This is a genomic window from Listeria valentina (assembly GCF_011800755.1).
Taxonomy (GTDB): Bacteria; Bacillota; Bacilli; order Lactobacillales; family Listeriaceae; genus Listeria; species Listeria valentina.
This window is the reverse complement of record NZ_JAATJW010000019.1, coordinates 15220-39578: the sequence shown is the minus strand read 5'-3', so window position 1 is coordinate 39578 and position 24359 is coordinate 15220. Positions and strand designations below refer to the sequence as shown.

Annotated in this window: 24 protein-coding genes; 9 read left to right on the top strand and 15 right to left on the bottom strand. The window is 38.5% G+C overall.

Annotation, left to right across the window (positions count from 1 at the left end; all coding sequences use genetic code 11):
* Nucleotides 1–26 precede the first annotated feature (26 nt).
* Together HCK02_RS06590 and HCK02_RS06585 are read left to right on the top strand one after the other, a co-directional pair.
* The gene (locus tag HCK02_RS06590) at nt 27–626 is read left to right on the top strand and encodes an SDR family NAD(P)-dependent oxidoreductase (protein WP_167629290.1); all 600 of its coding nucleotides are present in this window, start codon (nt 27–29) and stop codon (nt 624–626) included.
* A gap of 18 nt (nt 627–644) precedes the next feature.
* Entirely contained in the window at nt 645–1100 is a 456-nt protein-coding gene (locus HCK02_RS06585; RefSeq protein WP_167629289.1) for a MarR family winged helix-turn-helix transcriptional regulator, read from the top strand.
* Nucleotides 1101–1211: 111 nt separating this feature from the next.
* On the opposite strand, the gene HCK02_RS06580 is transcribed toward HCK02_RS06585, so the two are convergent.
* Genes HCK02_RS06580 through HCK02_RS06565 form a run of 4 tightly spaced genes read right to left on the bottom strand, consistent with a single transcriptional unit; the run spans nt 1212 to nt 6717 of the window.
* Nucleotides 1212–2099: an ROK family protein gene (locus tag HCK02_RS06580; protein WP_167629288.1), complete on the bottom strand. Its 888-nt coding sequence runs from the start codon at nt 2097–2099 to the stop codon at nt 1212–1214.
* A 33-nt stretch (nt 2100–2132) separates the two neighbouring features.
* Nucleotides 2133–4742, bottom strand: coding sequence for a glycoside hydrolase family 38 N-terminal domain-containing protein (locus tag HCK02_RS06575; protein WP_167629287.1), 2610 nt, complete (start codon nt 4740–4742; stop codon nt 2133–2135).
* A 1-nt stretch (nt 4743) separates the two neighbouring features.
* A complete protein-coding gene (locus tag HCK02_RS06570; protein ID WP_167629286.1) occupies nt 4744–5199 on the bottom strand; it encodes a PTS sugar transporter subunit IIA in 456 nt (151 codons plus the stop codon).
* Between the two features lie 36 nt (nt 5200–5235).
* The gene (locus tag HCK02_RS06565; RefSeq protein ID WP_167629285.1) at nt 5236–6717 is read right to left on the bottom strand and encodes a PTS fructose transporter subunit IIC; all 1482 of its coding nucleotides are present in this window, start codon (nt 6715–6717) and stop codon (nt 5236–5238) included.
* A 125-nt stretch (nt 6718–6842) separates the two neighbouring features.
* On the opposite strand from HCK02_RS06565, the gene HCK02_RS06560 reads away from it, so the two are divergent.
* On the top strand, nt 6843–7625 hold the full coding sequence (locus HCK02_RS06560) for a MurR/RpiR family transcriptional regulator (RefSeq protein ID WP_167629284.1): 783 nt from the start codon (nt 6843–6845) through the stop codon (nt 7623–7625).
* A 451-nt stretch (nt 7626–8076) separates the two neighbouring features.
* Here the strand turns inward: HCK02_RS06560 and HCK02_RS06555 are convergent, their stop codons facing one another.
* The 3 genes from HCK02_RS06555 to HCK02_RS06545 are packed head-to-tail and all read right to left on the bottom strand — an operon-like array spanning nt 8077 to nt 9316.
* Nucleotides 8077–8460: a DUF423 domain-containing protein gene (locus HCK02_RS06555; RefSeq protein ID WP_167629283.1), complete on the bottom strand. Its 384-nt coding sequence runs from the start codon at nt 8458–8460 to the stop codon at nt 8077–8079.
* A gap of 15 nt (nt 8461–8475) precedes the next feature.
* The gene (locus HCK02_RS06550) at nt 8476–8754 is read right to left on the bottom strand and encodes a YwdI family protein (RefSeq protein ID WP_167629282.1); all 279 of its coding nucleotides are present in this window, start codon (nt 8752–8754) and stop codon (nt 8476–8478) included.
* A 4-nt stretch (nt 8755–8758) separates the two neighbouring features.
* A complete protein-coding gene (locus HCK02_RS06545; protein WP_115753734.1) occupies nt 8759–9316 on the bottom strand; it encodes a maltose acetyltransferase domain-containing protein in 558 nt (185 codons plus the stop codon).
* A gap of 154 nt (nt 9317–9470) precedes the next feature.
* Here HCK02_RS06545 and HCK02_RS06540 point away from each other — a divergent pair, with 154 nt between their 5' ends.
* The 3 genes from HCK02_RS06540 (at nt 9471) to HCK02_RS06530 (ending at nt 11865) form a co-directional block, all read left to right on the top strand.
* Nucleotides 9471–10337, top strand: coding sequence for a Cof-type HAD-IIB family hydrolase (locus HCK02_RS06540; protein WP_167629281.1), 867 nt, complete (start codon nt 9471–9473; stop codon nt 10335–10337).
* 23 nt (nt 10338–10360) lie between these two features.
* On the top strand, nt 10361–11182 hold the full coding sequence (pdxK, locus tag HCK02_RS06535; RefSeq protein WP_167629280.1) for a pyridoxine/pyridoxal/pyridoxamine kinase: 822 nt from the start codon (nt 10361–10363) through the stop codon (nt 11180–11182).
* Between the two features lie 119 nt (nt 11183–11301).
* Nucleotides 11302–11865 (top strand): DUF420 domain-containing protein, encoded by a 564-nt coding sequence (locus HCK02_RS06530; protein WP_167629279.1) that lies wholly within the window; start codon nt 11302–11304, stop codon nt 11863–11865.
* A gap of 50 nt (nt 11866–11915) precedes the next feature.
* Here HCK02_RS06530 and HCK02_RS06525 read toward each other — a convergent pair whose 3' ends face one another.
* From HCK02_RS06525 to HCK02_RS06515, 3 genes are all read right to left on the bottom strand, one after another.
* Nucleotides 11916–12821, bottom strand: a complete 906-nt coding sequence (locus HCK02_RS06525; RefSeq protein WP_167629278.1) for an alpha/beta hydrolase — start codon at nt 12819–12821, stop codon at nt 11916–11918.
* Between the two features lie 24 nt (nt 12822–12845).
* Nucleotides 12846–13580, bottom strand: a complete 735-nt coding sequence (locus tag HCK02_RS06520) for a metallophosphoesterase (protein ID WP_167629277.1) — start codon at nt 13578–13580, stop codon at nt 12846–12848.
* A gap of 81 nt (nt 13581–13661) precedes the next feature.
* Nucleotides 13662–13865: an Lmo0654 family protein gene (locus HCK02_RS06515; RefSeq protein ID WP_167629276.1), complete on the bottom strand. Its 204-nt coding sequence runs from the start codon at nt 13863–13865 to the stop codon at nt 13662–13664.
* A gap of 190 nt (nt 13866–14055) precedes the next feature.
* Between HCK02_RS06515 and HCK02_RS06510 the strand changes: the two genes are divergently transcribed.
* A complete protein-coding gene (locus tag HCK02_RS06510; RefSeq protein WP_167629275.1) occupies nt 14056–14940 on the top strand; it encodes a DUF975 family protein in 885 nt (294 codons plus the stop codon).
* Nucleotides 14924–15454 carry a GNAT family N-acetyltransferase gene (locus HCK02_RS06505; RefSeq protein WP_167629274.1) on the top strand — a complete coding sequence of 177 codons (531 nt, stop codon included), beginning with the start codon at nt 14924–14926 and terminating at the stop codon, nt 15452–15454. The genes HCK02_RS06510 and HCK02_RS06505 overlap by 17 nt, the downstream gene beginning before the upstream one ends.
* 51 nt (nt 15455–15505) lie before the next feature.
* Here HCK02_RS06505 and HCK02_RS06500 read toward each other — a convergent pair whose 3' ends face one another.
* The 5 genes from HCK02_RS06500 to bcaP form a co-directional block, all read right to left on the bottom strand.
* A complete protein-coding gene (locus HCK02_RS06500) occupies nt 15506–16159 on the bottom strand; it encodes a GntR family transcriptional regulator (RefSeq protein ID WP_167629273.1) in 654 nt (217 codons plus the stop codon).
* A gap of 271 nt (nt 16160–16430) precedes the next feature.
* Nucleotides 16431–19118 carry a YhgE/Pip domain-containing protein gene (locus HCK02_RS06495; RefSeq protein ID WP_167629292.1) on the bottom strand — a complete coding sequence of 896 codons (2688 nt, stop codon included), beginning with the start codon at nt 19116–19118 and terminating at the stop codon, nt 16431–16433.
* A 12-nt stretch (nt 19119–19130) separates the two neighbouring features.
* Entirely contained in the window at nt 19131–19775 is a 645-nt protein-coding gene (locus tag HCK02_RS06490) for a GntR family transcriptional regulator (RefSeq protein WP_167629272.1), read from the bottom strand.
* An 18-nt stretch (nt 19776–19793) separates the two neighbouring features.
* A complete protein-coding gene (locus tag HCK02_RS06485) occupies nt 19794–20750 on the bottom strand; it encodes a magnesium transporter CorA family protein (RefSeq protein ID WP_167629271.1) in 957 nt (318 codons plus the stop codon).
* Between the two features lie 157 nt (nt 20751–20907).
* A complete protein-coding gene (bcaP, locus tag HCK02_RS06480) occupies nt 20908–22296 on the bottom strand; it encodes a branched-chain amino acid transporter BcaP (RefSeq protein ID WP_167629270.1) in 1389 nt (462 codons plus the stop codon).
* Nucleotides 22297–22506: 210 nt separating this feature from the next.
* Between bcaP and HCK02_RS06475 the strand changes: the two genes are divergently transcribed.
* On the top strand, nt 22507–24348 hold the full coding sequence (locus tag HCK02_RS06475; protein WP_167629269.1) for an LTA synthase family protein: 1842 nt from the start codon (nt 22507–22509) through the stop codon (nt 24346–24348).
* The last annotated feature ends 11 nt before the right edge of the window (nt 24349–24359 follow it).

The window sequence follows — 24359 nt, the reverse complement described above, 5'->3', positions numbered from 1 at the left end:
CGAAACTTATTCCGTAAGGAAAAGAAATGAAACATTTAGGGAAGATCATTTATCTTTCTAAAATATATTTTACGAGGGAGGGTTTACTTATTGATCGTTTAATAAACTGTGCTGGCTTTGCTACGAGTGGCAATGTTTATGACACGGATTTTTCTTTGCAACATACACAAATCATGCTAAATGCAACGAGTTTGTTTGATTTGACGAAACTCTTTTTAGACGGCATGATTAAAAGAAATCACGGGCAAATTATTAATATAGCTTCCAGTTCCGCCTATCATCCAATTCCAACAATGGCTGTATATGCAGCAACGAAAGCCTTTGTTTTATCTTTTACAGAAGCGCTCAGCTTGGAATGCCGAGATAAAAATGTTCAAGTACTTGCCTTCTCACCGGGTGCCACGGATACTAATTTCTTTTCTGCAAGTGGTGGCGTTGCGTATGGTAATTTGCGAACACCAGAAGGCGTGGTTCAAGCAAGTGTCAAAGCTTTAAAACAAAATAAAATATCCAAAATTGATGGTTTCAATAATTATTTTACGAGTAGCATCCTTCCCCGCTTACTTACCAGAAATAGAATGGTAAATCTTGTTTATGGTATAATGAAAAAGCAACTGAAACAATAGAAAGGAATGGACTCACAAATGGATAAGATAGAAGAGCTTAGATACCTGATTAAAGCTGCGGATAGAGAAGGAGAAGACATTTATCGTAAAATGCTCGCTTCTTTGCAGATCACGCCTAGCCAAAATGAAGTACTAAAAATACTCTCTTTTAAAGATGGTCTTTCCATTTCCGAGATTGGTGAGCTTTTAATTTGTGGTTCTGATAGTCCAAGCCGCATTGTTCAGCGACTAATTGATAAAGAATATGTTGTTAAAAAAGTAAACCCTAAAGATGTTAGAAAATCCGCAATTCATCTCACCCGTTCAGGTGCAGCAATTTTAAAAGAAGCTACAAAAATTGAAGATCAGTTTAATGCCCATATTAAAACTTTACTCGCCGACCAAATTGATATCAATTTATTAATAAATGTCCTAACTAAACAAATTGAAGGTACAAAAACGGAGCAGCAGATAAACCAACGAAAAAAGTTTTAACTTCATAGCTCGTAGATAATAAACAGACTACCCTTAAAAACGGGTAGTCTGTTTATTTAAGGAGAGACTTTTCCAAAGAAAAACACCTTCATATCTTTTAAATACCAGTAACTAGCAATTTAACCGCCTCAACTCCTTTTGGCAATGATAGCTTGCCCCCAGTAAGTTTGCATCGTTGAAAAATTGCGCTGGTGAAATTTTAGGGTGAACCTTATGATGGGGTCGATGCCTCAAAATCCGTTCAAGCGAATCTTGCAACACTTGGATAAAAAATGGATTTTCGCTAACAGCCCCTCCAATTAGAATTATATCTGGATCTAAGATGTACTGTAAATTGATTATACTAGCAGCCAAATAATCCATTCGTTGCTGATAAAACTCTTTCACTTCTTGATTTTGTTTCATCACTTCAAATAAAATTTCCCCATTTTTTTCTAAGCCAAATCGATGTTCTACCTCATTTAAAACGGCATTGAAACCAATTCGTCCTCCGAGCGACTGAAAAGAAGCATCAGCAGGATTATTCGCAATTAACTCATAACCAAGTTCTCCGGCATTTAAATTAGCTCCGTGTAAAATATTGCCATGAATTGCAATCGCGCCTCCAACAGCAGAACCAATAACGTACATCGCCGCATTTTGAATGCCCTTAGCCCTCCCTAGCCATAATTCTCCAAGAAGCGCACAGTTCCCATCATTTTCAATAAAAACGGGTTTTTTCACTCGTTTTTGAAGATCTGCAACAAGTGGTTTTCCGATAACATATGAAATGGCGGAAGAACCTGTAAGAATCTTTTTCATCGGATCATAAATTCCTGGAACACTAAGTCCGATGGCACGAGCTACTTGATGGTTACGTGAAGCCCTTTCCAGATAATCGAGCAAATCGAGATAATTACGAGGAGTTGACTCTACTTTTCTGAAAGAAAATTCTCCTGAACTGTTTACTAATGCCTGTTTCACTGTTGTTCCACCAAGATCAAACACAAGATCAGCCATTCTTTTCAACTCCTCCATAAATTGATCAATGCTCTATAGCCATAATTTGATGCTGACAAAATCATATGGAGCAATCTCCCGCTTTTCTTGTAGCGGTTGCTCTTGTACGTTTACAAAACATACTTTGCTAAATTTTGATGTGTCCAAGCTACCAATGGATAAAACTCGTTCTGTCGGATTTTTCAGTCGTAAAATAAAGGCGTTTCTGTCATACAATGATGGCATAAATGTGCTGTCCCAAGACTCTGATTCACTTTGTAAAAGCGAAAATTCCTGAATCGTCTCTTCTTTTTCTTGATGAGTTTGGATCTTATTGTCTAATCGGTGAATAAATTTGTTTAGCATTTGATTTTGATAACACATAGATTCATCCACATATTCTTGCTGATCTTCTGAAACTAAAGATGAATCAAATGTGCCCTTTTGAACGGAGAAGGCGAATTCAAATTCCAATTCTCCTAGAAGTTCCGCTAAAGGTGTTGGCATCATTATATGCCCCTTTTTGGTAGTGTCCCCAGAGGCACGCCCTGGTCGGTATAACAGGTTTGGCTTCCCAAGCTGACTGGTACTTGCAAACAGGGTTAAGTATAGTTTGGATTCTTGAAATTGATATTCTTTAATTCCTTTTCCGAAAGCCGTTATAGTTTTCTCCTCGTCAAAAACTGAAACACTTTTATCAAACGGTTCTAAGTCAATCGGGTATTCTACATACCTTTTATGCCAATCCTTGAGTTCTCCTTGCAAATTTTCTCGTGTAATAAATCCAAATGGCAAAGAAGCAATAGAGTTTCGATTTTCTACTTGTGTACGAATGACTACGCGCAAACGGTGGCTTAAAATCTCATTTTGAACAATTAATTTGCATCGAATAACCGAACTGTTTTGACGAAGTTCAATTTCAAGCTTCATTTTAAGTTTGCCAGTTTCATCTGTTTCTCCACATCTTGCCGCGAGGTCTTTCGGCAATTGAAAGTCTCCCGATAAATACATGATTTCAACTAATTTTGATTTTTTCACTGCATCTACTTTTAATCCAAGTAAAGTAGGCTTTTCAGTTTCTAATGGTGAAAAATCATACGTATCTCCATTATTCCCAGTATCTTCAAATGTTAAGAAGTTCTCGATTTCCGTACCCTCACTGGTTTTTAGTAAGAGTCCAGTTTTTGTTTCTTGAATCAGGTAATGTTTGTTTTGGATTTCTTTCCCTGAGACTGCTTCAAGCTCTGAAAGCGGCTCCTCTGCTTTTTCGATATCTAAAACTTTGAATCCCATTGCTGGAATTTCAATATTTGTTAGAACAAATAGACGATAATAAGGATCTTCATTGATATATTTAGGGCCTTCTGGTGTTTCTAGCAAAAGATTATCTTTTCCTTCAAAATAGATTTCATTCAATATAACAGCTTCTCGTTCTCCTTTAAAGCGAATCATTTTATCCGGAGCCAGAAAATCAATTATTTTGTACCCGTGAAAGGCCTTTGACGTCGTATTAAAGACAATCACTTGATTCGCATTTAATCCAAGTTTCTCTGACAAACGCTTCGACAAATAATTTTCAAATCCGCTCGCTAACTCATTTGCTTCCTTCATTCGGTGTAAAATGTCCTTTGCTACGTCATCTGATACGCAGCCGCCCATCGAATCATGCGCATGTCCTTCAAGGAGTTTCTTCCACGATTTAATGAGTAATTCGGTTGAAAGCTCTATTTCATGTGCTTTCGCAATCGCAAGTAGCGGCTCTACGCGCTTGGTTAACTTTTGCTCTATTAAATAGTTCAACCTCTTAATATCATAGCGTACAGAACCAATGGATTTATGCGCTCTTGTTGTACAAGGTTCCCTAAATTCACCTTGGTATTCAGGTAAGTCCGTTTGTTTTCTAAGTGTCTCTAAAAAGTCTTCATAACTGCTTTGGAACAAATAATAATCGACCTTTTTATTTATACGGTTTAGCGTCTCTGGTAAGTTTGGAATGATTTCAAGCTGATCGCCACCTGATGGAAGCAATAGATTCTCGTTATCCGTCCATTTTTCAATCCGCTTTAATGCAGGAAGTAAACGCTCTTCGAGATAGTCTTCAGAATCATTTAAAAAAGCAGCCGTTCCGTATCCATCCACAAGATTCGCCGCAATAATTTTCTTTTCACCTAAACCTTTCCAAATAAAATAAGGTGATTGGACTTGTGTTTCAAGATTGAGCCCCCGCCAAAAAACAATATTATCAATTCCACAGTTTTGTAAAAGCGTTGGCATTTGCGCATTAAATCCAAATGTATCTGGTAAATAACCAACTTTCATTTCCTCTCCGTAGCGTTTGGAATCCCGAATGCCAATCGCAAGGTTGCGAAGAAAAGATTCTTCCCCAACGAAAAAAGCATCTGTTTGTGTGTACCAAGGACCAATAGTTAGCTGTTTTTTTTCCACTAGCTTTTGAATTGTCTCAAGCTTTTCAGGGTGAAGCTCAAGATAATCATCAACAATGGAAGATTGCCCGTCAAGACAAAATTTCGCCTCAGAATTTTTTTCAAGCTCCGATAAAACATCAGAAAATAAATTATCACTTAGCAAAAGCGCATCCATCGTCGTAAAATACCATTCTCTATCCCAGTGCGAATGACTTACCACATGAACCTTCTTTTTCACCTCACTTCACCCCCAATTTCTTACAAATCAATTGATAAATCTCATTTTTTGTTTGGCTAGCCTTTATTCCAGAACGAAACTCATCATCGATTAAGGCTCGAGACAAAAGCGCTAAATATTTCAAGTGCTCATCAGCAGCTTTTTCTGGAATCAATAACACAAAGGAATCAGTAATCGGATTCCCATCCAAACTATCCCAAGGAATTGGGGCTGTTTTAAAATACATTAATTTAGGAGAATAAACCGTATCATTTTTACAATGAGGAATAGCAAATCCTTCTTGGAAGCCGGTTGTTTGTTGCTGTTCTCTTTCCAACAAGCCTTTGAGACATGCTTCATTTGAAGAAACAAGTCCTTTTTCCATTGCCCTTTCTGCAACAATCTTCAAAAACGTATCTTTATCTGTCAGTGTTTCCTCTACAAAAAAGATATTATCTTCCGCAAAAATTTCATTCATCTTCTGAACCCCTCCAAATTCGACTAAAGATTTCAATTATCCAACCTGTTGTAATTCATTTTTTCGTTTTCTAAGCAGGAAGCGATATAGTAACGCATTTAAGAAAGCCGCAAATAAAATAGCAACTATCCAGAGTAACCAAGACATTTCAGGACCTGTTGTATAACCAACAAAAGCGCCTAAAGGAGAACCAACTCCTCCATAAAACTGAATACCCATCGATGCAACAAGTGCACCTGATACTGCAGAAGAAATGGTGTTTGCAATAATAAGCGATGGATGGGCAGCAGCAAATGGAATCGCTCCTTCTGTAACCCCGACCATGCCCATAACTAAAGCCGATGAGCCGAGTGTTCGCTCTTCTGTGGTGAAATATTTTTTAAATAAAAGCGTAGCAATGCCCGCTCCGAGTGGTGCAACGGCAATAGCTGCTCCTGTAGCCGCTTGAGGAATGGCATTGACACCTGTTGGTCCAAATTGATTCATCGTATCAACAAAAATAGCAGAAGAAACAAGTAAAGCTGTTTTATTGATAGGACCACCCATATCGACACCCATCATTCCACCTAGAACTGCTCCGTAAATGATTGGTGCTGCAGCATTGTTTAGCGTTAAATCATTAATAAAGCTATACAAAGAATTCATCAGCCCTGCAATCGGTTGTCCAATCAAATAATAAATTACTACAAAAGAAATAAAGGTGGCTATAACAGGGATAATTAAAATGGGAACAATCGGTTTTATTAGCTCAGGCCATTTAATTTTTTTCAGTGCTTTCACCATAAACCCAACACCAAAGCCGACTAAAATGGCTCCGATAAATCCAGCTCCTGTTTCAGCTCCTAGAAATTTCGGATCATTGATAATATAGCCTGCAATGAATGCTGGAGCAACAGCTGGCTTATCTCCAATTGCTCGGGCAACCCCAGCAGCAAAAATTGGAATCATTAAGGTGAAACCGACTTTACCTAAATCAAATAACTTGGAGAAAAATTCACCGCTTGCCGTATCGCTAAATCCCCAAACAACTAGATTTGCATTATTAGGATCTGGATGGAAGGCCATCGTATTAGCAATCGCAAGAAGTAAACCAGCAGCAATCGTGACAGGAATCATATCGGAGAGCCCAGACATTAGATATTGGACAAATTTATTCGATGAAGTCCCAATTTCCATTTTCCCGCCTACTTTTGTTCCTTTCCCCCCGTGAATCGTTGCTTTCTCCATGGCTTCGCTCAACAAAGTCGAAGCATCTTTGAGTGCATGGTTTGTATCAGTTTCAAATAACTTTTTACCGATAAAACGAGATTTATCAATGGCAATATCCGAAGCAATAATAACAAGGTCGGCTTCTGCAATTTCTTTTTCAGTTAGCGCATTCTCTGTTCCAATCGTTCCCTGTGTTTCAATTTTTGCGTCTATACCGAGTTCTTCAGCTGCCTTTTCGAGTGCCGCTTGTGCCATATACGTATGTGCAATCCCTGCGGCACAAGCGGTTACCCCCACAATTTTTTTCATTTTTATCCCTCCAAGTTAAATTGACATAAAAGCGCTTTCATGTTAGAGTTTAACTGCAAAAGAATTTTTTTTCAATAATAATTTTAAATTTGAGAATTTGTTCTCAAAAAATCGGAGGTCTAAACATGAACGAAGTACTAGGTCGAATCAAAAGATCCTACGAATCACTTACAGCCAATCAGCAAGATATTGCTAAATTTTTACTCAGGCAACCGGAACAAATTGAAAAATTAAATGTTCGGGAACTTGCAAAAGCTACAAGAAGCGCCCCAAGTGCCATTATCAATTTTTCAAAACGTTTAGGTTATAAAGGCTATTCCGAGATGAAATATGAGTTTCTAAATAATCGTGAAGACTTATCTTCTTTCATGATTCCCTATACGGCAGTGAATAAAATCAAGCAAAGCAGCTCTTTCAAGCAAGTGGCAGATAAACTATATCAAGCAGAAAAAATCTACCTTCTTGCTTACCAAATGTCTCAAATTCCCGCAAAAGACTTTTATTTCAAAATGCATAAAATCGCGCCAAGTAAAATTGTTTTTTTCACCTCTTTTGAAGATCAAATACGTAATTTACCCATCATTAAAGATGGAGATGTAGTACTAATGATTTCAAACAGCGGCGAATGCGAGGAGATTCTTTCTGCAACACCGCTTTTACCTAGTGAGTGTTGCAAGATATTACTTACAAATGGTGTGAAATCAAGCTTATCAAAACACGCGGATATCGAACTTAGCTTAGGCATCTTAGAAGATGATCCACTCTTGTTTAAAGAAATTCCGACCCTTTCCCGAAATGCTCTTCTTTATGCACTTGATGAATTATTCAAAATCATACTTGAACAGGATTACGAAAATAACCTAAAAAGAATCAAACAATCCAGTAAATTCTTTTTGAACAAACGTTAGTAAGTAAAAGTGAGTTGTCCTTTTGGTTATCTAGTTTTTCTTGAATAGGAGAAACACTCTAAATTTATATCACTTAAGAGGAAATGTGTCTATACAGCAATATGCCGAGTTTAAAAATTTTTAGAGTTCAGTTCAAGACCAGAAGCAAAAAGATCAAATTTTTAATAGCGGGGATTTTTGAAGGGATTAAACCTAAAAAATGCACAAAAAAAGACGCTTACCAATCGAGGGAAAGCGCCAAACAAAAAGGGAGTTTAAGGTAAGAAAGGATGACCCACTACTAAAAAGGGAGAAAAAGTAATAAGGCCATCGTTGCTTACTGTTTATTTACCCGTTTTTTTTCACTTAAACCGTTTTTTTGTACTACAAAAACATTAATATCCGATAACAATTAAACAGATTTATGTAATTAAAGTTACAAAACGGATAAATTTCTTTTTTTCAATACCTACTAAAAAATGAGCTTTGCCGTGCTGCACCGTGCTGCACCAATGATTAAACACAACCAACCAGCTAGAAAAGCAACGCCTCCAAATGGAGTGATCATGCCTAAAATCGAAATTTTCGTGATGCTGAGGGTATATAAACTTCCCGAGAACAAAATGATCCCGATTGAAAATAGCACAGCAGCGGCGGTATACAATCGACTATTTTCTTTCATCAATAATAAGCCGCAAACTAAAATGCCAATTGAATGAAACATTTGATACTGAACTCCTGTTTCGAAAGTTGATGCACTGGTTCCTAAAATATCTTTTAATGCATGAGCCCCGAAAGCTCCAATTGCCACACAAAGCATCGCAAAAATCCCGCCTGTGATCAATACTTTTTTCATGCTGCTCCACTCCTTCTAAAAATCAAATAATGACTCGCCATTCGCTCCGTCATCGAAATCCATTTTTTCACTTTTTTCCTTTTGAGTTTGCGGCGGACGCGTGCCCGTCATTTTTTCCCAAATCTTATCCTCTGGCACCGCCGCTTTCTTGCCCGTTTTGTCCGTTAAAAGCACTTCTGCTAGAACTTTTAGTGCCCCTAGGTGGATTTTACGCTCCGTTTCGTCCGAAGTTTCTCTTGCCAAATTTAGCTCCTCTTCCATCTTTTTGAAAAGGACTTGTGTATCGATTTCCACTTGTTTAACCTCCAGGAATTTCCTTTATTATTTTAGCAGGATTACCGCCAATCACTACATTATCGCCGAAGCTTTTAGTAACGACCGCGCCAGATGCTACAACGACATTATCGCCAAGCGTCACGCCTGGGTTAATAATTGCTCGCCCACCTATCCAAACATTGTTTCCAATTGAAACAGGCTTTCCAAACTCCAAGCCCCGATTCCGTTCAACAGGATCAAGCGGATGCGTTGCCGTATAAATATGTACACCAGGTGCGAACATACAGTTATCTCCAATTTCTACTTTACAAATATCTAAAATCACACAATCAAAGTTAGCGAAAAAATGTTCGCCGACAGAAATATTTGAACCATAATCAACTCGAATGCAAGGCTCTACATTCAATTCTTTCCCTGTTTTTTCAAACAATCGTTTTAACAGTTCAGCTCTTACTTTCGGGTCAAGCGTTTCATTGATTTCTCTTGTTAACTTGCGAGCTCGTCTTCTTGCATAAACCAATTCCTGATCTGACGGATCGTAAAATTCTCCCGCGATCATTTTTTCCACCTCAGTTTTCATCCACACAACCCCGCTTCCAATTTTGCTCCTTTCATTATAACGAAATTCATGGAACGAAGCAAAAAGCTTCCTTTTCGTACAAGAAAACTGCAAATTTCCTCAAAAAGTGCTATGCTAGTGGAGGGTCAAGGAAAACACAGGAGGAATCTTATTTATGATCAAAGTTATTGCTTCTGACATGGATGGAACACTTTTAAATTCTGATATCCGTGTGATGGAAGAAAATGTCAAAGCCATTGAATATGCACGCGGAAAAGGCATCCACTTTGTCCTTTGTACGGGACGAATGTATGATGATGCTATGCGTCTTATCAATGAAGCTGGTTTATTTGCACCTGCGATTTGCATGAACGGCGCTGAAATTCGTGATGAACACGGAAAAATTCAATTGCAACATGTTATCGACAAAGATCTTGCCAAGAAGACCTTTCAAATTTTGACTGACTTAGGTATGTACACCGAGATTTTTACTAACATTGGTCCGGTTACTGTCGATCGTGAAAAAGGCAAAGCTTTTATGATTGAGATGTTTCAAAAAATCCATCCAGAATCAACTGTCCAAATGATTACGGAACAAATTGAAGACCGTTTTGAGGCGAAAAACATTCATGAAATTAAAGATCCTGAACGGATTTTCAGTAATGACGAAATGAAAATTTTAAAATTCATTACTTTTTCCTCGGATCCTGACGTTTTAAAACAAGCCCGCGAAGCACTAAATGTTTCGAATGAACTGGCGATTACTTCCTCTTTTTCGGATAACATTGAAATCACAAATCATGAAGCGCAAAAAGGAATTTCACTGCAATATTACGTGGAAAAACTTGGTGTTTCACTAGAGGAGACTTTTGCAATCGGTGACAACATGAATGATATTTCCATGCTGAAGATGGCTGGATATAGTGTTGCGATGGGAAATGCGGAAGATAAAGTAAAAAAAGCAGCCAAATTTATAACGACGACAAATGATGAAAATGGTGTTGCAGCAGCCATCTATAAAATGCTCGAAACCAATTCCTAAGAACTAATTTGGAGGGAACAAAAATGACAATCAAAAAAACGTTAACAGTAGCAGGCTCTGATTCAAGTGGTGGAGCTGGTCTTCAAGCTGACTTAAAGACGTTTGAAGAATATGGTACATTCGGTTTTAGCGCAATCACAACGATTGTAACGATGGATCCGGATAACAACTGGGCGCATGGGGTAACGCCGATTGATGCGGGACTTGTTCGTGAGCAACTTAAAACCATCCTCTCTGGCGGTCCAGTAGACGCGATGAAAACGGGGATGCTTGGTTCTGTGGATATTATTCGGGCCACACGGGAAGCAATAGATCAGTATCAACTCAAAAATGTAGTGATTGATCCGGTTATGGTATGTAAAGGGGAAGATGAACTTATTCAGCCTGAAAACGCGGAAGCCATTCGTGATTTACTTCTTCCAGTTGCGACTGTGACAACGCCAAACTTATTTGAAGCCGGTCAGCTTTCTGGGCTTGGAAAACTGGAAACAGTTGAGGACATGAAGCGTGCTGCTGAAAAAATCAACCAACTTGGCGTTAAATACGTTGTTATCAAAGGTGGAAAGGCGCTTGAAAGCAACAAAGCGATTGACCTTCTTTACGACGGCAAGGATTTCACGATTTATGAAGTAGAAAAAGTGGATACTGATTATAACCACGGTGCTGGTTGTACATTTGCTGCAGCAATTACAGCGGGACTTGCTAAAGGAATGACTGTTCCTGAAGCTGTTCAAAAAGCAAAGGACTTTGTGACGGCTGCAATTCAAAATGGTTTTGCTTTAAACAAATTTATCGGCCCAGTTTGGCACGGTGCTTATAATCAAGCTGAAAAACGAATTAAATAAATAGGCGAAAGCTTACCTAAAAAAGCGAAATCAAGTTTGATTTCGCTTTTTTTATTTCTTGCGTCAGTTATTTCATGTATAATAAAGGAGATCTTATTTTAAGGGGGAAATACATAATTATGGAGCAAAATAAAGAAAAGCTTTCAAAATCGACATCGGATAAAAATTATTTTTGGCCGATTATGATTTTTTCGGCGGTTGCTGTTGTTATCATCTTATTGTTATTCTTTTCGCCGATCGGCTATCAGGGAACGGTTCACTTCGACTTAACAATTTTACCGCGCATGAATGCTATTTTTAACAGTTTTACATTTGTATTTTTGTTAATTGCGCTTTGGGCGATTGTTGTAAAGAAAAATATCAAACTTCATCGCGGCTTCATTTTAGCTGCTTTTACTTCTACACTTCTCTTTCTCGTCACTTATTTAAGCTTCCACTTTTTGTCTTCTGAGCCAAATACTTTTGGTGGAACTGGATTTATTCGTCCGCTTTACTTCTTCATCTTAGTGACACATAGTTTTCTTGCAGCTGTTGTTGTGCCACTGGCTTTATTCGCTCTTGTTTGGGGCTGGACGATGCAAGTTCAAAAACACAAAAAAATTGTACGCTGGACGATGCCAATTTGGCTTTATGTCAGTTTCACAGGCGTACTGGTTTATCTCTTCATGGCTCCTTATTATTAAACTAAAAAACACCTGCCGAACGTGGCAGGTGTTTTTTTACGGTATCTTGTTTATTTTTTAGCATTTGGAACGGTATCGAGATTGGCATCACTGTCGCCTTTAATACCATCTGGTAAGTTCCATAAGAATCGGCTGACAAGCGTATCTACTTCTGCATTTTCATGAAGTCCACTATGTGTCACATCAGGTCCTGCAACGATTCGTTCTTGATAGGCTCCTTTTGGAAAAAAGGTTTTCGCATAGAAGACACTGCTCACTTTAACTAAGCCATCGGAGCCTGAATTGTCCCTATTTCCAGCAACCGCTAAAACTTGGATGTTTTTAGGGATGCTTGCTTTTTCTTTTACAAGGAGTTGCAAAGCCGCTGAACCCGCTTTTAAATCTTGCGCGGCCGGATCTTTTTGCAATTTAAAATAACTCGCTTTATCAATTCCGGCAAAAGGGGTTGCAATCGCAATAAATTTTTGTGGAACCGGGTAAGCCGCATCGGTGGGTGTCTTTTCTAAGTAACTTAAAATCGCTAAGCCGCCCATTGAATGTCCAACAAAATTAATCGTCTTGACTTGCTCGTGTTCTCGCAAATATCGCATTGCTTTTTGTAACCAAATCGTTTGTTTCGCAAGACTTGCTCGGTTATCTTCAAATAGAATCTGAACGGCCGAGTCTCCGTCTTTCTCGTATTTTCCGATTTCACCAGAAACATCAAGTTCGCCATCTTCTGTAACAGCGATCCGCATCGCGATTTTCTTCCCGCCCGCTTCATATCCAAATCGGTCTAGCATATGCCCAAATGAATTCGCCGTTCCTTTATAGCCATGTACAAAAACAGTTGGAATTATTGTTTCTTTTACCTTTGCCTCGCTTTTTTCTTGTACTTGCCAAAAGTAAATGCCAAACACTGCTGCACCAATCAATAAAATGGCGGCTAGCAAACCAAAAATTTTCGCTTTTCGCAAGGTGACACTTCCTTTATTTATAAACTAAGAGCAATCACTTTGATAGGGTTCATCTTTTGAAACCATGAAGATTTTTGTGATTGCCTTTTCTTCCACGACAACAGCGTTTAAACTACCTCCAAACACTGCTCCGCCGTCAATATCCATTCTCGTTTGATCTTGAGACAACCAAATTCGACTTGATCCATCGCTATGTAAATTCTGAACAGGAGTATGCCCGAAAATAAAAACTTTCCCAGTTCGATTTTCTCCAAATAAAAAAGGTTCACGAATCCAGTAAAAATCACTAGGTTTTGTATCATACCAGTTTTCAGAGTTAAAATCAACTCCAGCATGCACAAAAACATATTGATTCATTTCATAATAAAGCGGCCTTGAATCGATAAATGCAATCAAATCACCGGACTCTTCCATAATTTTTTTGGCTAACTCTTCTGGAGTTGCAAACTCATCTACGTTTTCAAGAAGAAGGGACTGGATCGTTTCCATGCCACCTTGGCTGATGTAATAGCTCATCTTTTCGGCAGGGTTTTTCAACCAGTCTAGTAACATCGCTTCGTGGTTTCCTTTCAAAACGACCACATCATTTTCTTCATATAATTTTTTTACAAGTCGTAAAACGGCTCCTGGATTCTCACCTCGGTCAATCAAATCACCAACAAATAAAAGTTGCTCTCGTTCTCTGTTCCAGTTTTTGAGCATCTTCTCAAGCAGTGAAATTTCACCATGAACATCTCCAATCGCAAAAATCGGCTTCATCGCCTCTCCTCCTTTTCTTGTCAGATGGAACAAAAACGCCCAAGTGACGCCGGACGTTTTCATTTTTTATCTTTTCCTAAGTTAATCAATCGGATCCTTACGAAGTTGTTCTTCAATCTCTTTGATTTCACGACGAATGCTGTCAAGGCGCATTTCTGAAGTGTTGATCGGCCCATTTTGAAGCATAGGATCCTCAAAATCTACTGGATCAGCTATAAGTTCTTGATATTCACGCCGCAACTCAATCAAACGGTCTTCCAGATCTTGTCTGCTCTTCTCTTTCATTTTGCCACCTCCACTCTGGGAAACTCTTACCTTCCTTTTCCCCAAAAAATAAAAAGCAATCCTTTTTTTTTGAAAATTAATCGGCCAAATGGATAAAAATACGTTTTCACTGTATTTCATGAACATTTTATGCTATTTTTAGGAAGAACTTAACAAAAACTCTATAAAAAGAAAGGAAGATGACAATATCATGCAATCCATTTCAGAACTACGTCGTTCTGCACGTGAATCGCTACAAGGCAAATGGGGACTTGCCATTGGAGTATTTATTCTCAGCTATCTCATCATCGCTGCTGGAGGCTCCATTCTAGGATTTATCCCAATCCTCGGATGGCTTGCTAGTTTTCTTTTGGTGGGGCCTCTTACAATCGGTGTTACTTGGTTCTATCTTTCTTTAAGCCGAAAGGAACGCCCAGAAGTTGGCTATATGTTTAGCGGCTTTAACGACTTCGGTCGAACTTTACTAGCTTATGTGCTCGTTACACTCTTTACCATGCTATGGTCGCTACTCTTGATTGTTCCCGGCATTATTAAAATGTATTCCTACTCGCAAACCTACTACATCTTGCGTGACAATCCGGAAATTTCCGCACTTGATGCCATTACAGAAAGTCGCCATATGATGAATGGTTATAAAGGAAAGCTTTTCGGGCTTTCCCTCACTTTCCTACTTTGGTATCTGATTCCAGCAGCTATTTTTATCATTGGAGTCGCCGTAATGGGGACCGGAGCTGCTTTTTCAGATGTGAGTTATTATGGTCAAAGCGGGAGTCTTTCTGTTGTTTCACTCGGAGCCGTTCTTGGCGGAAGCTTCGTTTTATTGCTTGGTTTTCTCGCTTCGATTGCCGTTTCGATTTTCATCTATCCCTATTCACAAACGGCTTATGCAATTTTCCACGATGACTTGTACAGCTTAGTTGAACAAAATTCAGAAGAAAATGACCCCTATGAAGCAGATTTCCAAGAAGAATTCGAACAAACAGATGAACCTAGTGATTCTCGCGCCGAACAAGACGATAATCACCCGCAAGAAACAAAAGAAGAAGATGACACCGAAAATGACAAAAACAAATGAGCTACTTGCAAGTGGGGTTCACTTTTCAATTCGACAAGCAACGCCAGAGGATGCTTCTTCCATACAAAAATTGATGCTTGAGATTGCCCAGTGGTTAAAAGATAAAGGCTCCACACAATGGAACGAGTTGCTACAAGGAAAAGATGTCCATCAGCTCAAGCAAAAAATAACCGCTGACGAAGTTTTTCTTGTCAGTCAAAATGAACAAATTGCCGGAGCAATGATTTTACAAAACATGCCAAATGACTGGGACGAATCACTTTGGCAAGAAGACAGCCGCACGGAAGCTTGCTATTTACACCGCTTAATGGTTTCTCGCTCATTTAGCGGGCATCACTTAAGCCTTGCCATGATCGAGTATGCGGAAAGCTTGACACGCTCACAGCAAATTCCAAGATTACGTCTTGATACGAAAAGCGACGTGCCTTTTCTGAACGCACTTTATCAATCAGCTGGTTTCACTTTAAAAGGCGTTCAAAAGGGGTACTCCCTTTATGAAAAAGTCTTACATTAACTACAAAAAAGACTACCTCCATTTTTCGAGGTAGTCTTTTTAAATTTCAATTTAACGAAAAGCATTTGCGCCATAGCTTAAGAGGAGTGTCTTGATTTCATCACTAGCTTCTAAGTAACGGCGTTCTTTTAGTAATTCAACAATAGCAGTCAGTTGCTTGATATTATGTTCCCGCATTTCTTCCGAAAATTGATTGATTGGATCTGCTGAGAAATAATTAATGTTGAAAAATACTTTTTTTGTCATTTCCTTATAATAAGGATTTCCAGAGTAGTTGATCAAACGTAAGAAAAACTGGTGTTCATTAAAAATATATTCATCAATATCACGTAAATAAGAAGCACGGTCCATTGATTGTATACATTTTTCAAGTTCATCAATATCAATTTCTTCTTCAGTTTGTTCAAGTTTTTCAAGAGTTGCCTTAATAAACAATTCAACCACTTCAAGTAATTGCACATAACGCGTGGAATCCACAAGTGTGTCTTTTACAACCACGCCGCTATAAGTTCTGTAGTCCAAGATGCCTTCTGCAACAAGTGCTGTGATAGCTTTCCGAATTGGTGAGCGGCTAACCCCTAGCTCTTTAGAAAGTCTTTCTTCCGTTAGATGTTCATTGGGCTTCAATTCACCATTCTTGATTTTTTCAATAACACTGTAATAAACAACTTTATCGAGGGTCTTATAGTCTCGTTTACTTTTCAATTTATAACGCTCCTTCAATCGGTGAACTTTCTCATATTATACCACATGCCGTAGCTGAAACAAAGCTGATTTTTTAGGCTTTTCAAGAATCCAGCAAAAAAAATGCTTCAAAAAAACCCTAAAAACCAGATAAATGGTACATAGTTCCCATATACCCATGAAAAAGAACCCCGAAACGAATTTTTGACAACTTTTTGACACTTTTTAAATACAAATAAATTTTCATTGTTTCTAGTCTCATTTTAGATTGTATACCAAATCCAGCGTTTATTTAATGAATCAGTTTACTTCGTTTCGCTTTAGCCGAAAGTTTCGGCACGATTCTGTCAAGCGGCTTTTTCAGGAGCGTCCCAATCAAGATGAATAAAATCATAAAACCAAGTAAGACAGCTATATCGAGATAGGCTCCCGGCCAGTAAATCCCACCCACACTTTCGCGAATTAAGTTTACCGCATATGTAAACGGTAAGAACGGATAAATCGCTTGGAAAAAGGGTGGTGATACTTGAATAGGGAAGTTTCCACCTGCACCAGAAATTTGCAGAACAAGGAGAATAATCGCAATCCCCTTTCCGACATTGTTAAATAGCGAAACAAGCGTGTACACAATCGTCATGAAGACCATGCTGATGAAAAGACTGAATAGCACATGCCAGACAGGCTCACGAATGTACACATGGAGCAAGAAAATATTCCCGATAGTCACAGTCAAAGCTTGTAAAAATCCAATAGAAAGAAAAGTTAAGAGCCGTCCAAAATAGCGATGAATGTTCGTGAAGATGCCACCCGGAACTTCAACATCAACTCGGAGAAGCGAGATCACAAGAAGAGCACCAACCCAAAGACAAAGCGCTGTGTAAAACGGTGAGGAAGCAGAGCCGTAATTTGGAATTTTATAATACTCGGTTTGATTGAGCTGTACCGGGCTCGCGATAAAGTCACTGTCCTTATCCGCATCATTTCGAAGGAACGAAATGATTTCCTGCAAGTTGTATTCTTTATCAAAATCATTGATCTTCGATGCCGCTTGATTGATGGCTTTTTCAAACGTAGGAAGTTCATTTCTCGAAAGATCAGCCGCAATCGTTACCGCTTTTTCAAGCTCTGGCATTTTTTCCTTAATCAACTGGGAAGCATTTTTCAATTCTTCTTCAAGATGTGGCAAATCATTTCGAACAAAATCTCCAGCGCGGTGTAATTTTGTCTTGATGGTCGGGAAATCATTTTGATAAAAATCTGCCGCTTGATTGATTCCAGAAATCACTTGATCTAATTTAGTATCAATCAACTGAGAAGTTTCCTTCAAGATTTTTTCAATTTCTGGAAGCTTCGTTTGAAATTCCTTCAAATACGCTTGACCCGTTTGAAGCGTCTCTTTCGAATTTGCTAAAACATCCGCAATCTCAGGCAATTTTCCTTGTGCTGTTTTCAAGAGCTCACGCGAGCTTGTCAAGTCCTTTTTAATTTGACTAAGTCCCGCCTTAATTCTTGGAACAATCGTACTATCATATTCTCCAAGAATTTGGTCCAGCTTGCCGCTAACTTGTTTTGCCTCACTATTTAAGCGATCCACGAGCTCTTCTGTTGGCTGCTTGCCAGCCTGAACATCTTGTTTCAACTTCTCAACCGTTTCTTTTTGTTCGCTCAGTATTTGTTTCATTCCCGACAAATCAGAAATAAAACCATCTAGCGGGTGATTCGGAAGAGTTTCATTGAGCTCCGTTAAAAGGTCAATTTGCTTAGTGAGTAGCCCTTCTAAGTCCGTCATTTGTTTTTCAATTTGATTTAGCGCCTTTAAAGCTTCATCTGGCGTTAAATTCCCATTTTTAAGATCATCCGTAATCGCAACAACATTATCCGCCACTTGTTTCATGAGCGACAAATTAGTCTTAATCGCCGGTGCTACCGTGTCAAAGGACGCATCCACTTGATCCGCAAACTTCGATACTTCACCCGCATATTTGCTTCCATCCGCAGCGATTTTCTTCACCTCTGGAAGCGCCTCTTCTGCCGTATTAATGACTCCAAGTGCCTGACTCGACTCATCCAGAGCCTCATTCAGCGTCTTCTTTACCGTACCAAAATTTGCCTCTACTTCATTAATTCCCGCTGCCACTTGGCGAATTTCTGGTATTTTTGTTTGCAATGTTAAAATTTCGCCGCCCAGTTCATCCATTTTAGGAATTGCAGCTTCCACTTTCAGCAACTCAGACGCGGCTTCATTTAGTTCTGGTATGCGGTCACTCAGTTCTTCTACTTGTGCTGCTTTTTCTTTGATCTCTGGAAGTTTTAATTCAATTCGCTGAGCTTCTTCACCCATTTTGTTCATTTCTGGAATCGCATCTTGAACTGCAAAAACCTTGTTCTTCACTTTGCGAATAGTTGGCAGTTCATTTTCAAGATCAATCCCCGCCTTATTAAACTCAGCAAGCACGGACTTACTAACGGTTCCAACAAACTCGCTACTAATTTGATTCACAATTGTCGAAGCCCCTGCGTCCGTCATCTTAGGTGCTATCGCATTGATCTTTTCATTCACCGAATAATCAATCTGCGGTTTCGTCGCATCATCTGTCACAACGGACACCATATCCTTCGAAAAGTCTGCCGGAATGTGGATTGCCGCGTAATATTTCCCGCTTTTCACACCCTTTTGCGCCTTCTCATTGCTAACAAAAGTCCAGCCTAATTTATCATTTTTTTTCAACTTTTTCTTGAGTTCTGATCCTATGTTTACGTTTTTGTTTTTTCCTGGAACAGAAACCTCAGCACCTTTATCGTCGATGGAAACGGCCACTTTTATCCCCTTGGTATTCGAATATGGATCCCAAAGTGCTTCAATGTTGAACCACGCATAAAGCGAAGGTAAAATAATTAGAGCAATAACAAGGAGAAGTGCAAGCGGCGCTTTAAAAACACGGCGCCAGTCTAAAATAAAAATTCCAAGTACCTTTTTTATTTTAATCTCCTCCTACCTAAATGTTTGTACAATAAATTTATTAATTAATTCTTTCACGTCTTTTTTCGCTTCCTCATAACTTCCACTCTGCAGATTTTTTAGGACCGAGTTCATTCCTTTTTCCGTTTCTTCCGCCAAAATAATTGGTAACACTTTGATTTCCTTCTGTGCCTTTAAATCAAAATCACTTTCGAGCATCTGGATAAAACGATCAGCATAACTATTTTGCATATGATGGACAAAGCTTTTTAACGAGTCAAACAGAACTTCCATGTAAAGATCTTCGTGCTTTTTTTGCAAGTGCTTTTGAAGCATTTCTTTTTTTTCTTCAAAAATTTGAGCATCAAATGGAATCCGTTTACTTTCCAGTTTAGAGATTGTCTGAAGAACTAGCATTTCAACGATTTCAAGCAAAGAAACAAAGTGTCCCGCTGACATTTCACTTTCTATTACCGTGGCTCCCCGATTTACTTTGGTTTCGATCAATTGTTCTGCTTCAAGTTGTGCAAGCGCCTTTCTAACAGGCGTTCTTGAAATATGTAACTCACTTGCGATAGAAGCCTCAGCAATGTGATCACCAACTCGGAGTTTCCCGCTTAAGATCTTTTCTTTAATCGTGATATAAGCTAATTTTTCAAATGTTTCTTTTTCGGGCACTCAAGCCTTCCCCCTTCATTAAAAATACTTTTTCCGCCAAAAAATGAGTGTTACAACGAGCGTTACGACAAGTGTAAAAATCATGATGAGTGAAAAAGCATGCGCATATTCCGCAAATGGTAATTTTACATTCATGCCATAGATGCTTCCAATAATGGTTGGAAGCGATAAAATAATCGTAAATGACGTCAAAAATTTCATGACCATATTTAAGTTGTTGGAAATGACAGAAGAAAAAATATCAGACATTCCACTAATAATCTGTGTATACGTATCTGTCATCGCAATCGCTTGTTTGTTTTCAACAAGCACATCTTGTAACAAATCTCGGTTCCCCTTATCCCACATAAAATGGCCGGCGCTCGCGATTTTATCAAGCGTTGCCTTATTAGATTGTAGAGCAGTGGCAAAAAACACGAGACTTTTTTGAACGGCCATAAACGCATACAGTTCTTCATTTTTCATAGATTGCTTAATTTTTAATTCTAGTCGATTGGTTGAACGAATAATTTCATTCAAATAACGCAAATAATAAAACGAGACCACATAGAGGATCGCAAATAAAAACTGCCCTCGCTTTTCCGTATTATAATATTTCCCCGTTTTATCCGTACCAATATTTTCAAGTACTGGCATTTTCTTGAGCGTAACCGTTATTATCACTTCGTGTGTTACAATGATTCCGATCGGTAAAGTTTCATACATTTTATAGCCAAGTTCATCTTTAGAAGCATATGGGCAGTCTACAATAACGAGCGAATGCTTAAACGTTTCATCAACACGCTCTGTTTCTATCCGAGATCGTTCTTCTGCATCAAGTGCATCGAAAAAATAATCACGTGGGACTCCGTACTTTTCACATAGCTGATAGACTTCTTCATCTGTTGGTGCTGTCACTTTAATCCAACAATTTGCACTTGGTTCATCAATCTGTTTGATTTCATCCTGGTCAACTGTTTCAAAGAACTCAATCATGTTTTTCCCTCGCTTCATAAAAACTCTACTTCTATATTAGCAATTTTTTTGTGCATTGTCGCATTTTATTATTGGTTCATTACAACAGATGCTATCTTATCACTCAATACAAAAAGATGCAAAGACGTTTACTAGAACAAACATCTTTGCATCTTTGTTATTTATTCAACTTACTGTGTCGTTTCCCATATGAGAAATAAATGATCAAGCCGATTGCGAACCAAATTCCACATACAAGCCATGTAAGAGGTTGAAGCCGTGTCATTAAGAACAAGCAAAGTATAGTGGATACGATCGGCAAAACTGGATAAAATGGCGTTTTAAAACCATCTTGTGAAACTTCCTTGTTTTTCCTAAGAAATAGAATCCCAAACGAAACTAACATAAAGGCAAATAGCGTTCCCATGTTGACAAGTTCCGCCAAGCGACTTAAAGGAACAACGCCTGCAAAAAAAGCGATAATCGTTGAATAAATCCATGTGTTTTTCACTGGTGTTTGATGTTTCGGACTTACTTCCGCCATTATTTTAGGAAGCAAGCCATCTCGTCCTAGCGCGTAGACAAGACGTGTTCCGCCATAAAGCATAACAAGGATAACAGTGAGCATCCCAATAACAGCACCCAGTGAAATGACGCCAGCCACCCAGTTTTGGTCAATCAATTGTAAAGCAAAAGCCACTGGATCAGAAACATTCAATTCCTTATAAGAAGCAATCCCAGTAAGAACAACTGAAACCGCCATATAAAGTAGTGTGCAGACAAGTAATGAACCGATAATCCCAATTGGCATATTTCTTCTTGGGTTTTTCACTTCCTCAGCAGCACTAGATACAGCATCAAACCCGAGATAAGCAAAGAAGACAAGCGCTGCCCCGTTTAAAACGCCAGAAAAGCCAAATGGCATGAAAGGTTGCCAGTTCGATGGTTTCACATAAAATACGCCTACAATAAGGAATAGCAAGATAACACCAATTTTAAGAAATACAATCATTGTATTGACTCGCGTTGATTCTTTGATTCCACGTGTTAATAAGAAAGCCACTAAAAAAACAATTAAAATAGCTGGAATATTTATAAAAGTACCATTTGCTGGATCGAAAGAATTGGAAAACGCAGCCGGAATCTCAATATGAAATCCTCTCAAGAAAGCATTCAAATAGGAAGACCAACCACTAGCAACAGAAGCCACTGCAAGCCCATATTCAAGCAAAAGTGCCCATCCAAGTAGCCAGGCAATAAACTCACCAAAAATCACGTAGCCATAGGTATACGCGCTTCCTGCAACTGGAACTGCCGATGCAAATTCCGAATAGCACATCGCTGCAAGCGCACAAACGATAGCTGCGATGACAAAGGAAAAGACGATAGCCGGACCAGAATGAAGCGCAGCAACGGTTCCAGGTAAGATAAAGATCCCTGTTCCGACAATTGCCCCCACACCTAGTAAAATTAAATCAAATCCATTTAAGGTTTGCTTTAATTGGATGCTCACACTTTTATTTTTATGAATTAAATCATGAATCGGTTTTTTTCTAAAGATGGACAAACTTTTCACACTCCCTTTACTTGCATATAACTTTTTCTATCATACATTTTTACACATTAAAGTTCAATAGCATTAAAGAAATAAAATTGTTTTTTTGTTTTCTTTCAAGTTGACGAGAATATTTGTACTTATATCATGTTTGTTGTAAAATAGCTATAATTGGAAAAGTTGCCTTCGTGCAAATCCATTATTTTAAAATAGAAAGAGGCTATGGCATTGCTAATCATTTATCTGCTTTTAATCGTTGGCCAATTCGCATTTGCATATTTTCAAATCTTCCAAGATCCAAGCTTTCTTAGCTTTATAGCAGATTTGGCTTTCGTTTTTCTCATTCTTCTACTTGTTCATGCATTTGTAAAAGAACGTTATCATGTTTATGTTTATGCTGGACTCACCTTTATTGTCGGTGTACTCATGTTGGTATTCGTTTTATATAGTCGCTTCTATCATGAAATTCCGACATATCACAGCTTCTCATTAATCGGAGAAGTCGGCGTTGTAAAAGATAGCGCATCGAGTTTACTAAAATGGTATGACTGGCTATTCTTTGCTAACCTGTTACTGCTTCCTGTAGTCCTTTATTTGCGACTTAAAAAGCATGTTTCCTTTAAATCTTTTCGAATCAAGCGCAACTCGTTTGGAGCTATTGTTTCCATTTTAGTTTTACTGATCGGGCTTTTCACTTATGACATGATGAACAAAAATATTATTAGTGATACAAAGCGTGCGGAGAAAATGGGGGTTTTTACTTTTAATCTCGCCACGGCATTTACTGGAACCGCCCACGTTCGCGCAGCCGATTTAAATGCTGAAAATGTTCAAAAATTAAAGGGTGTTACGCCTAAGAAAAATCCTAAGTATTTTGGAACTGCTAAAGGAAAAAACTTGATCATTATTCAACTTGAATCGCTGCAACGCAATTTAACAAGTGTCAAAATAAACGGCAAGTCAATTACGCCAACGCTTGACAAGTTGCAGAACGAAACCCTTTATTCCGATTCCTTTTTCCAAACTGTTTCAAAATCAAACACGGCTGATGCGGAATGGTCCGTTTATACTTCTACTTTCCCAAGTGGTTATTATACCAATACCCAAACTTATGGAAATCGAGTGATTCCTGGTTTACCTCGTGTTCTTGGGAAAAAAGGTTATACATCAGCAACTTTCCATACAAATGATGCAAGTTTTTACAACCGCGAAAATTTCTATCCAGCTGTTGGTTTTGATAAGTTTTATGATCGTTCATTCTTTGGGGATGAAGACAAAATTGGATTTTCTGCAAGTGATGAAGTCTTGTATAAAAAATCACTACCTGTCCTTGAAGAGCACTATAATAATAAAGAACCATTTTATGCACAACTGATTTCTGTAAGCTCGCACATGCCGTTTAAAATCCCAGAAGAAAAACAAGCATTGACACTTCCAGCCGATCTTGAAGGCACAGAACTTGGGGATTACTTCCAAGCTGTAAATTATGCGGATACGCAACTTGGCAAATTCATTGATGAACTGAAAGCTAAAGGAATTTGGGATGATTCTGTTGTTGTGATGTATGGGGATCACCATATTATTGATACGACGGCACTTCCTGATAATCAAAAGAAATATATCAATCGTTCTTCAGAACTAAAAGCTCAGCCAGCCGATGATTACCGGATTCCATTTTTCCTTCACGCTCCGGGAATTGAAAAAACTGGAAAGATTAATAATATCGGTGGAGAGATTGATGTGATGCCAACTGTTTTAAATTTACTTGGCATTAAATCGGACAATCAAATTATGTTCGGGGAAGATATCTTAAATTCTAAAACAAACTTTGTTCCAGAACGCTATACGATGCCTGAGGGTAGCTATTTCACTAATGATTATATGTACGCACCCGATGAAAGTTTTGAAACCGGTAAAGCTACACATTATGATGGTTCGAAATTGCCACTAAATGATTCCGTTAAGGAACGCTTTGATGCAAGCCGGAAATTACTGCAGTACTCAGATAGCTACGTGGAAAATTTCCCGAAACAAAAAGATGAAGAAAAGCAAGATGAGAAATAAAAAAAAACCGC

Bases quoted from the DNA above. Each gene is read 5' to 3' on its own strand.
- HCK02_RS06590 (WP_167629290.1), top strand. From the start codon at position 27: ATGAAACATTTAGGGAAGATCATTTATCTTTCTAAAATATATTTTACG.
- HCK02_RS06585 (WP_167629289.1), top strand. From the start codon at position 645: ATGGATAAGATAGAAGAGCTTAGATACCTGATTAAAGCTGCGGATAGA.
- HCK02_RS06580 (WP_167629288.1), bottom strand. From the start codon at position 2,099: ATGGCTGATCTTGTGTTTGATCTTGGTGGAACAACAGTGAAACAGGCA.
- HCK02_RS06570 (WP_167629286.1), bottom strand. From the start codon at position 5,199: ATGAATGAAATTTTTGCGGAAGATAATATCTTTTTTGTAGAGGAAACA.
- HCK02_RS06565 (WP_167629285.1), bottom strand. From the start codon at position 6,717: ATGAAAAAAATTGTGGGGGTAACCGCTTGTGCCGCAGGGATTGCACAT.
- HCK02_RS06560 (WP_167629284.1), top strand. From the start codon at position 6,843: ATGAACGAAGTACTAGGTCGAATCAAAAGATCCTACGAATCACTTACA.
- HCK02_RS06555 (WP_167629283.1), bottom strand. From the start codon at position 8,460: ATGAAAAAAGTATTGATCACAGGCGGGATTTTTGCGATGCTTTGTGTG.
- HCK02_RS06545 (WP_115753734.1), bottom strand. From the start codon at position 9,316: ATGAAAACTGAGGTGGAAAAAATGATCGCGGGAGAATTTTACGATCCG.
- HCK02_RS06540 (WP_167629281.1), top strand. From the start codon at position 9,471: ATGATCAAAGTTATTGCTTCTGACATGGATGGAACACTTTTAAATTCT.
- pdxK (WP_167629280.1), top strand. From the start codon at position 10,361: ATGACAATCAAAAAAACGTTAACAGTAGCAGGCTCTGATTCAAGTGGT.
- HCK02_RS06530 (WP_167629279.1), top strand. From the start codon at position 11,302: ATGGAGCAAAATAAAGAAAAGCTTTCAAAATCGACATCGGATAAAAAT.
- HCK02_RS06520 (WP_167629277.1), bottom strand. From the start codon at position 13,580: ATGAAGCCGATTTTTGCGATTGGAGATGTTCATGGTGAAATTTCACTG.
- HCK02_RS06515 (WP_167629276.1), bottom strand. From the start codon at position 13,865: ATGAAAGAGAAGAGCAGACAAGATCTGGAAGACCGTTTGATTGAGTTG.
- HCK02_RS06510 (WP_167629275.1), top strand. From the start codon at position 14,056: ATGCAATCCATTTCAGAACTACGTCGTTCTGCACGTGAATCGCTACAA.
- HCK02_RS06505 (WP_167629274.1), top strand. From the start codon at position 14,924: ATGACAAAAACAAATGAGCTACTTGCAAGTGGGGTTCACTTTTCAATT.
- HCK02_RS06485 (WP_167629271.1), bottom strand. From the start codon at position 20,750: ATGATTGAGTTCTTTGAAACAGTTGACCAGGATGAAATCAAACAGATT.
- HCK02_RS06475 (WP_167629269.1), top strand. From the start codon at position 22,507: ATGGCATTGCTAATCATTTATCTGCTTTTAATCGTTGGCCAATTCGCA.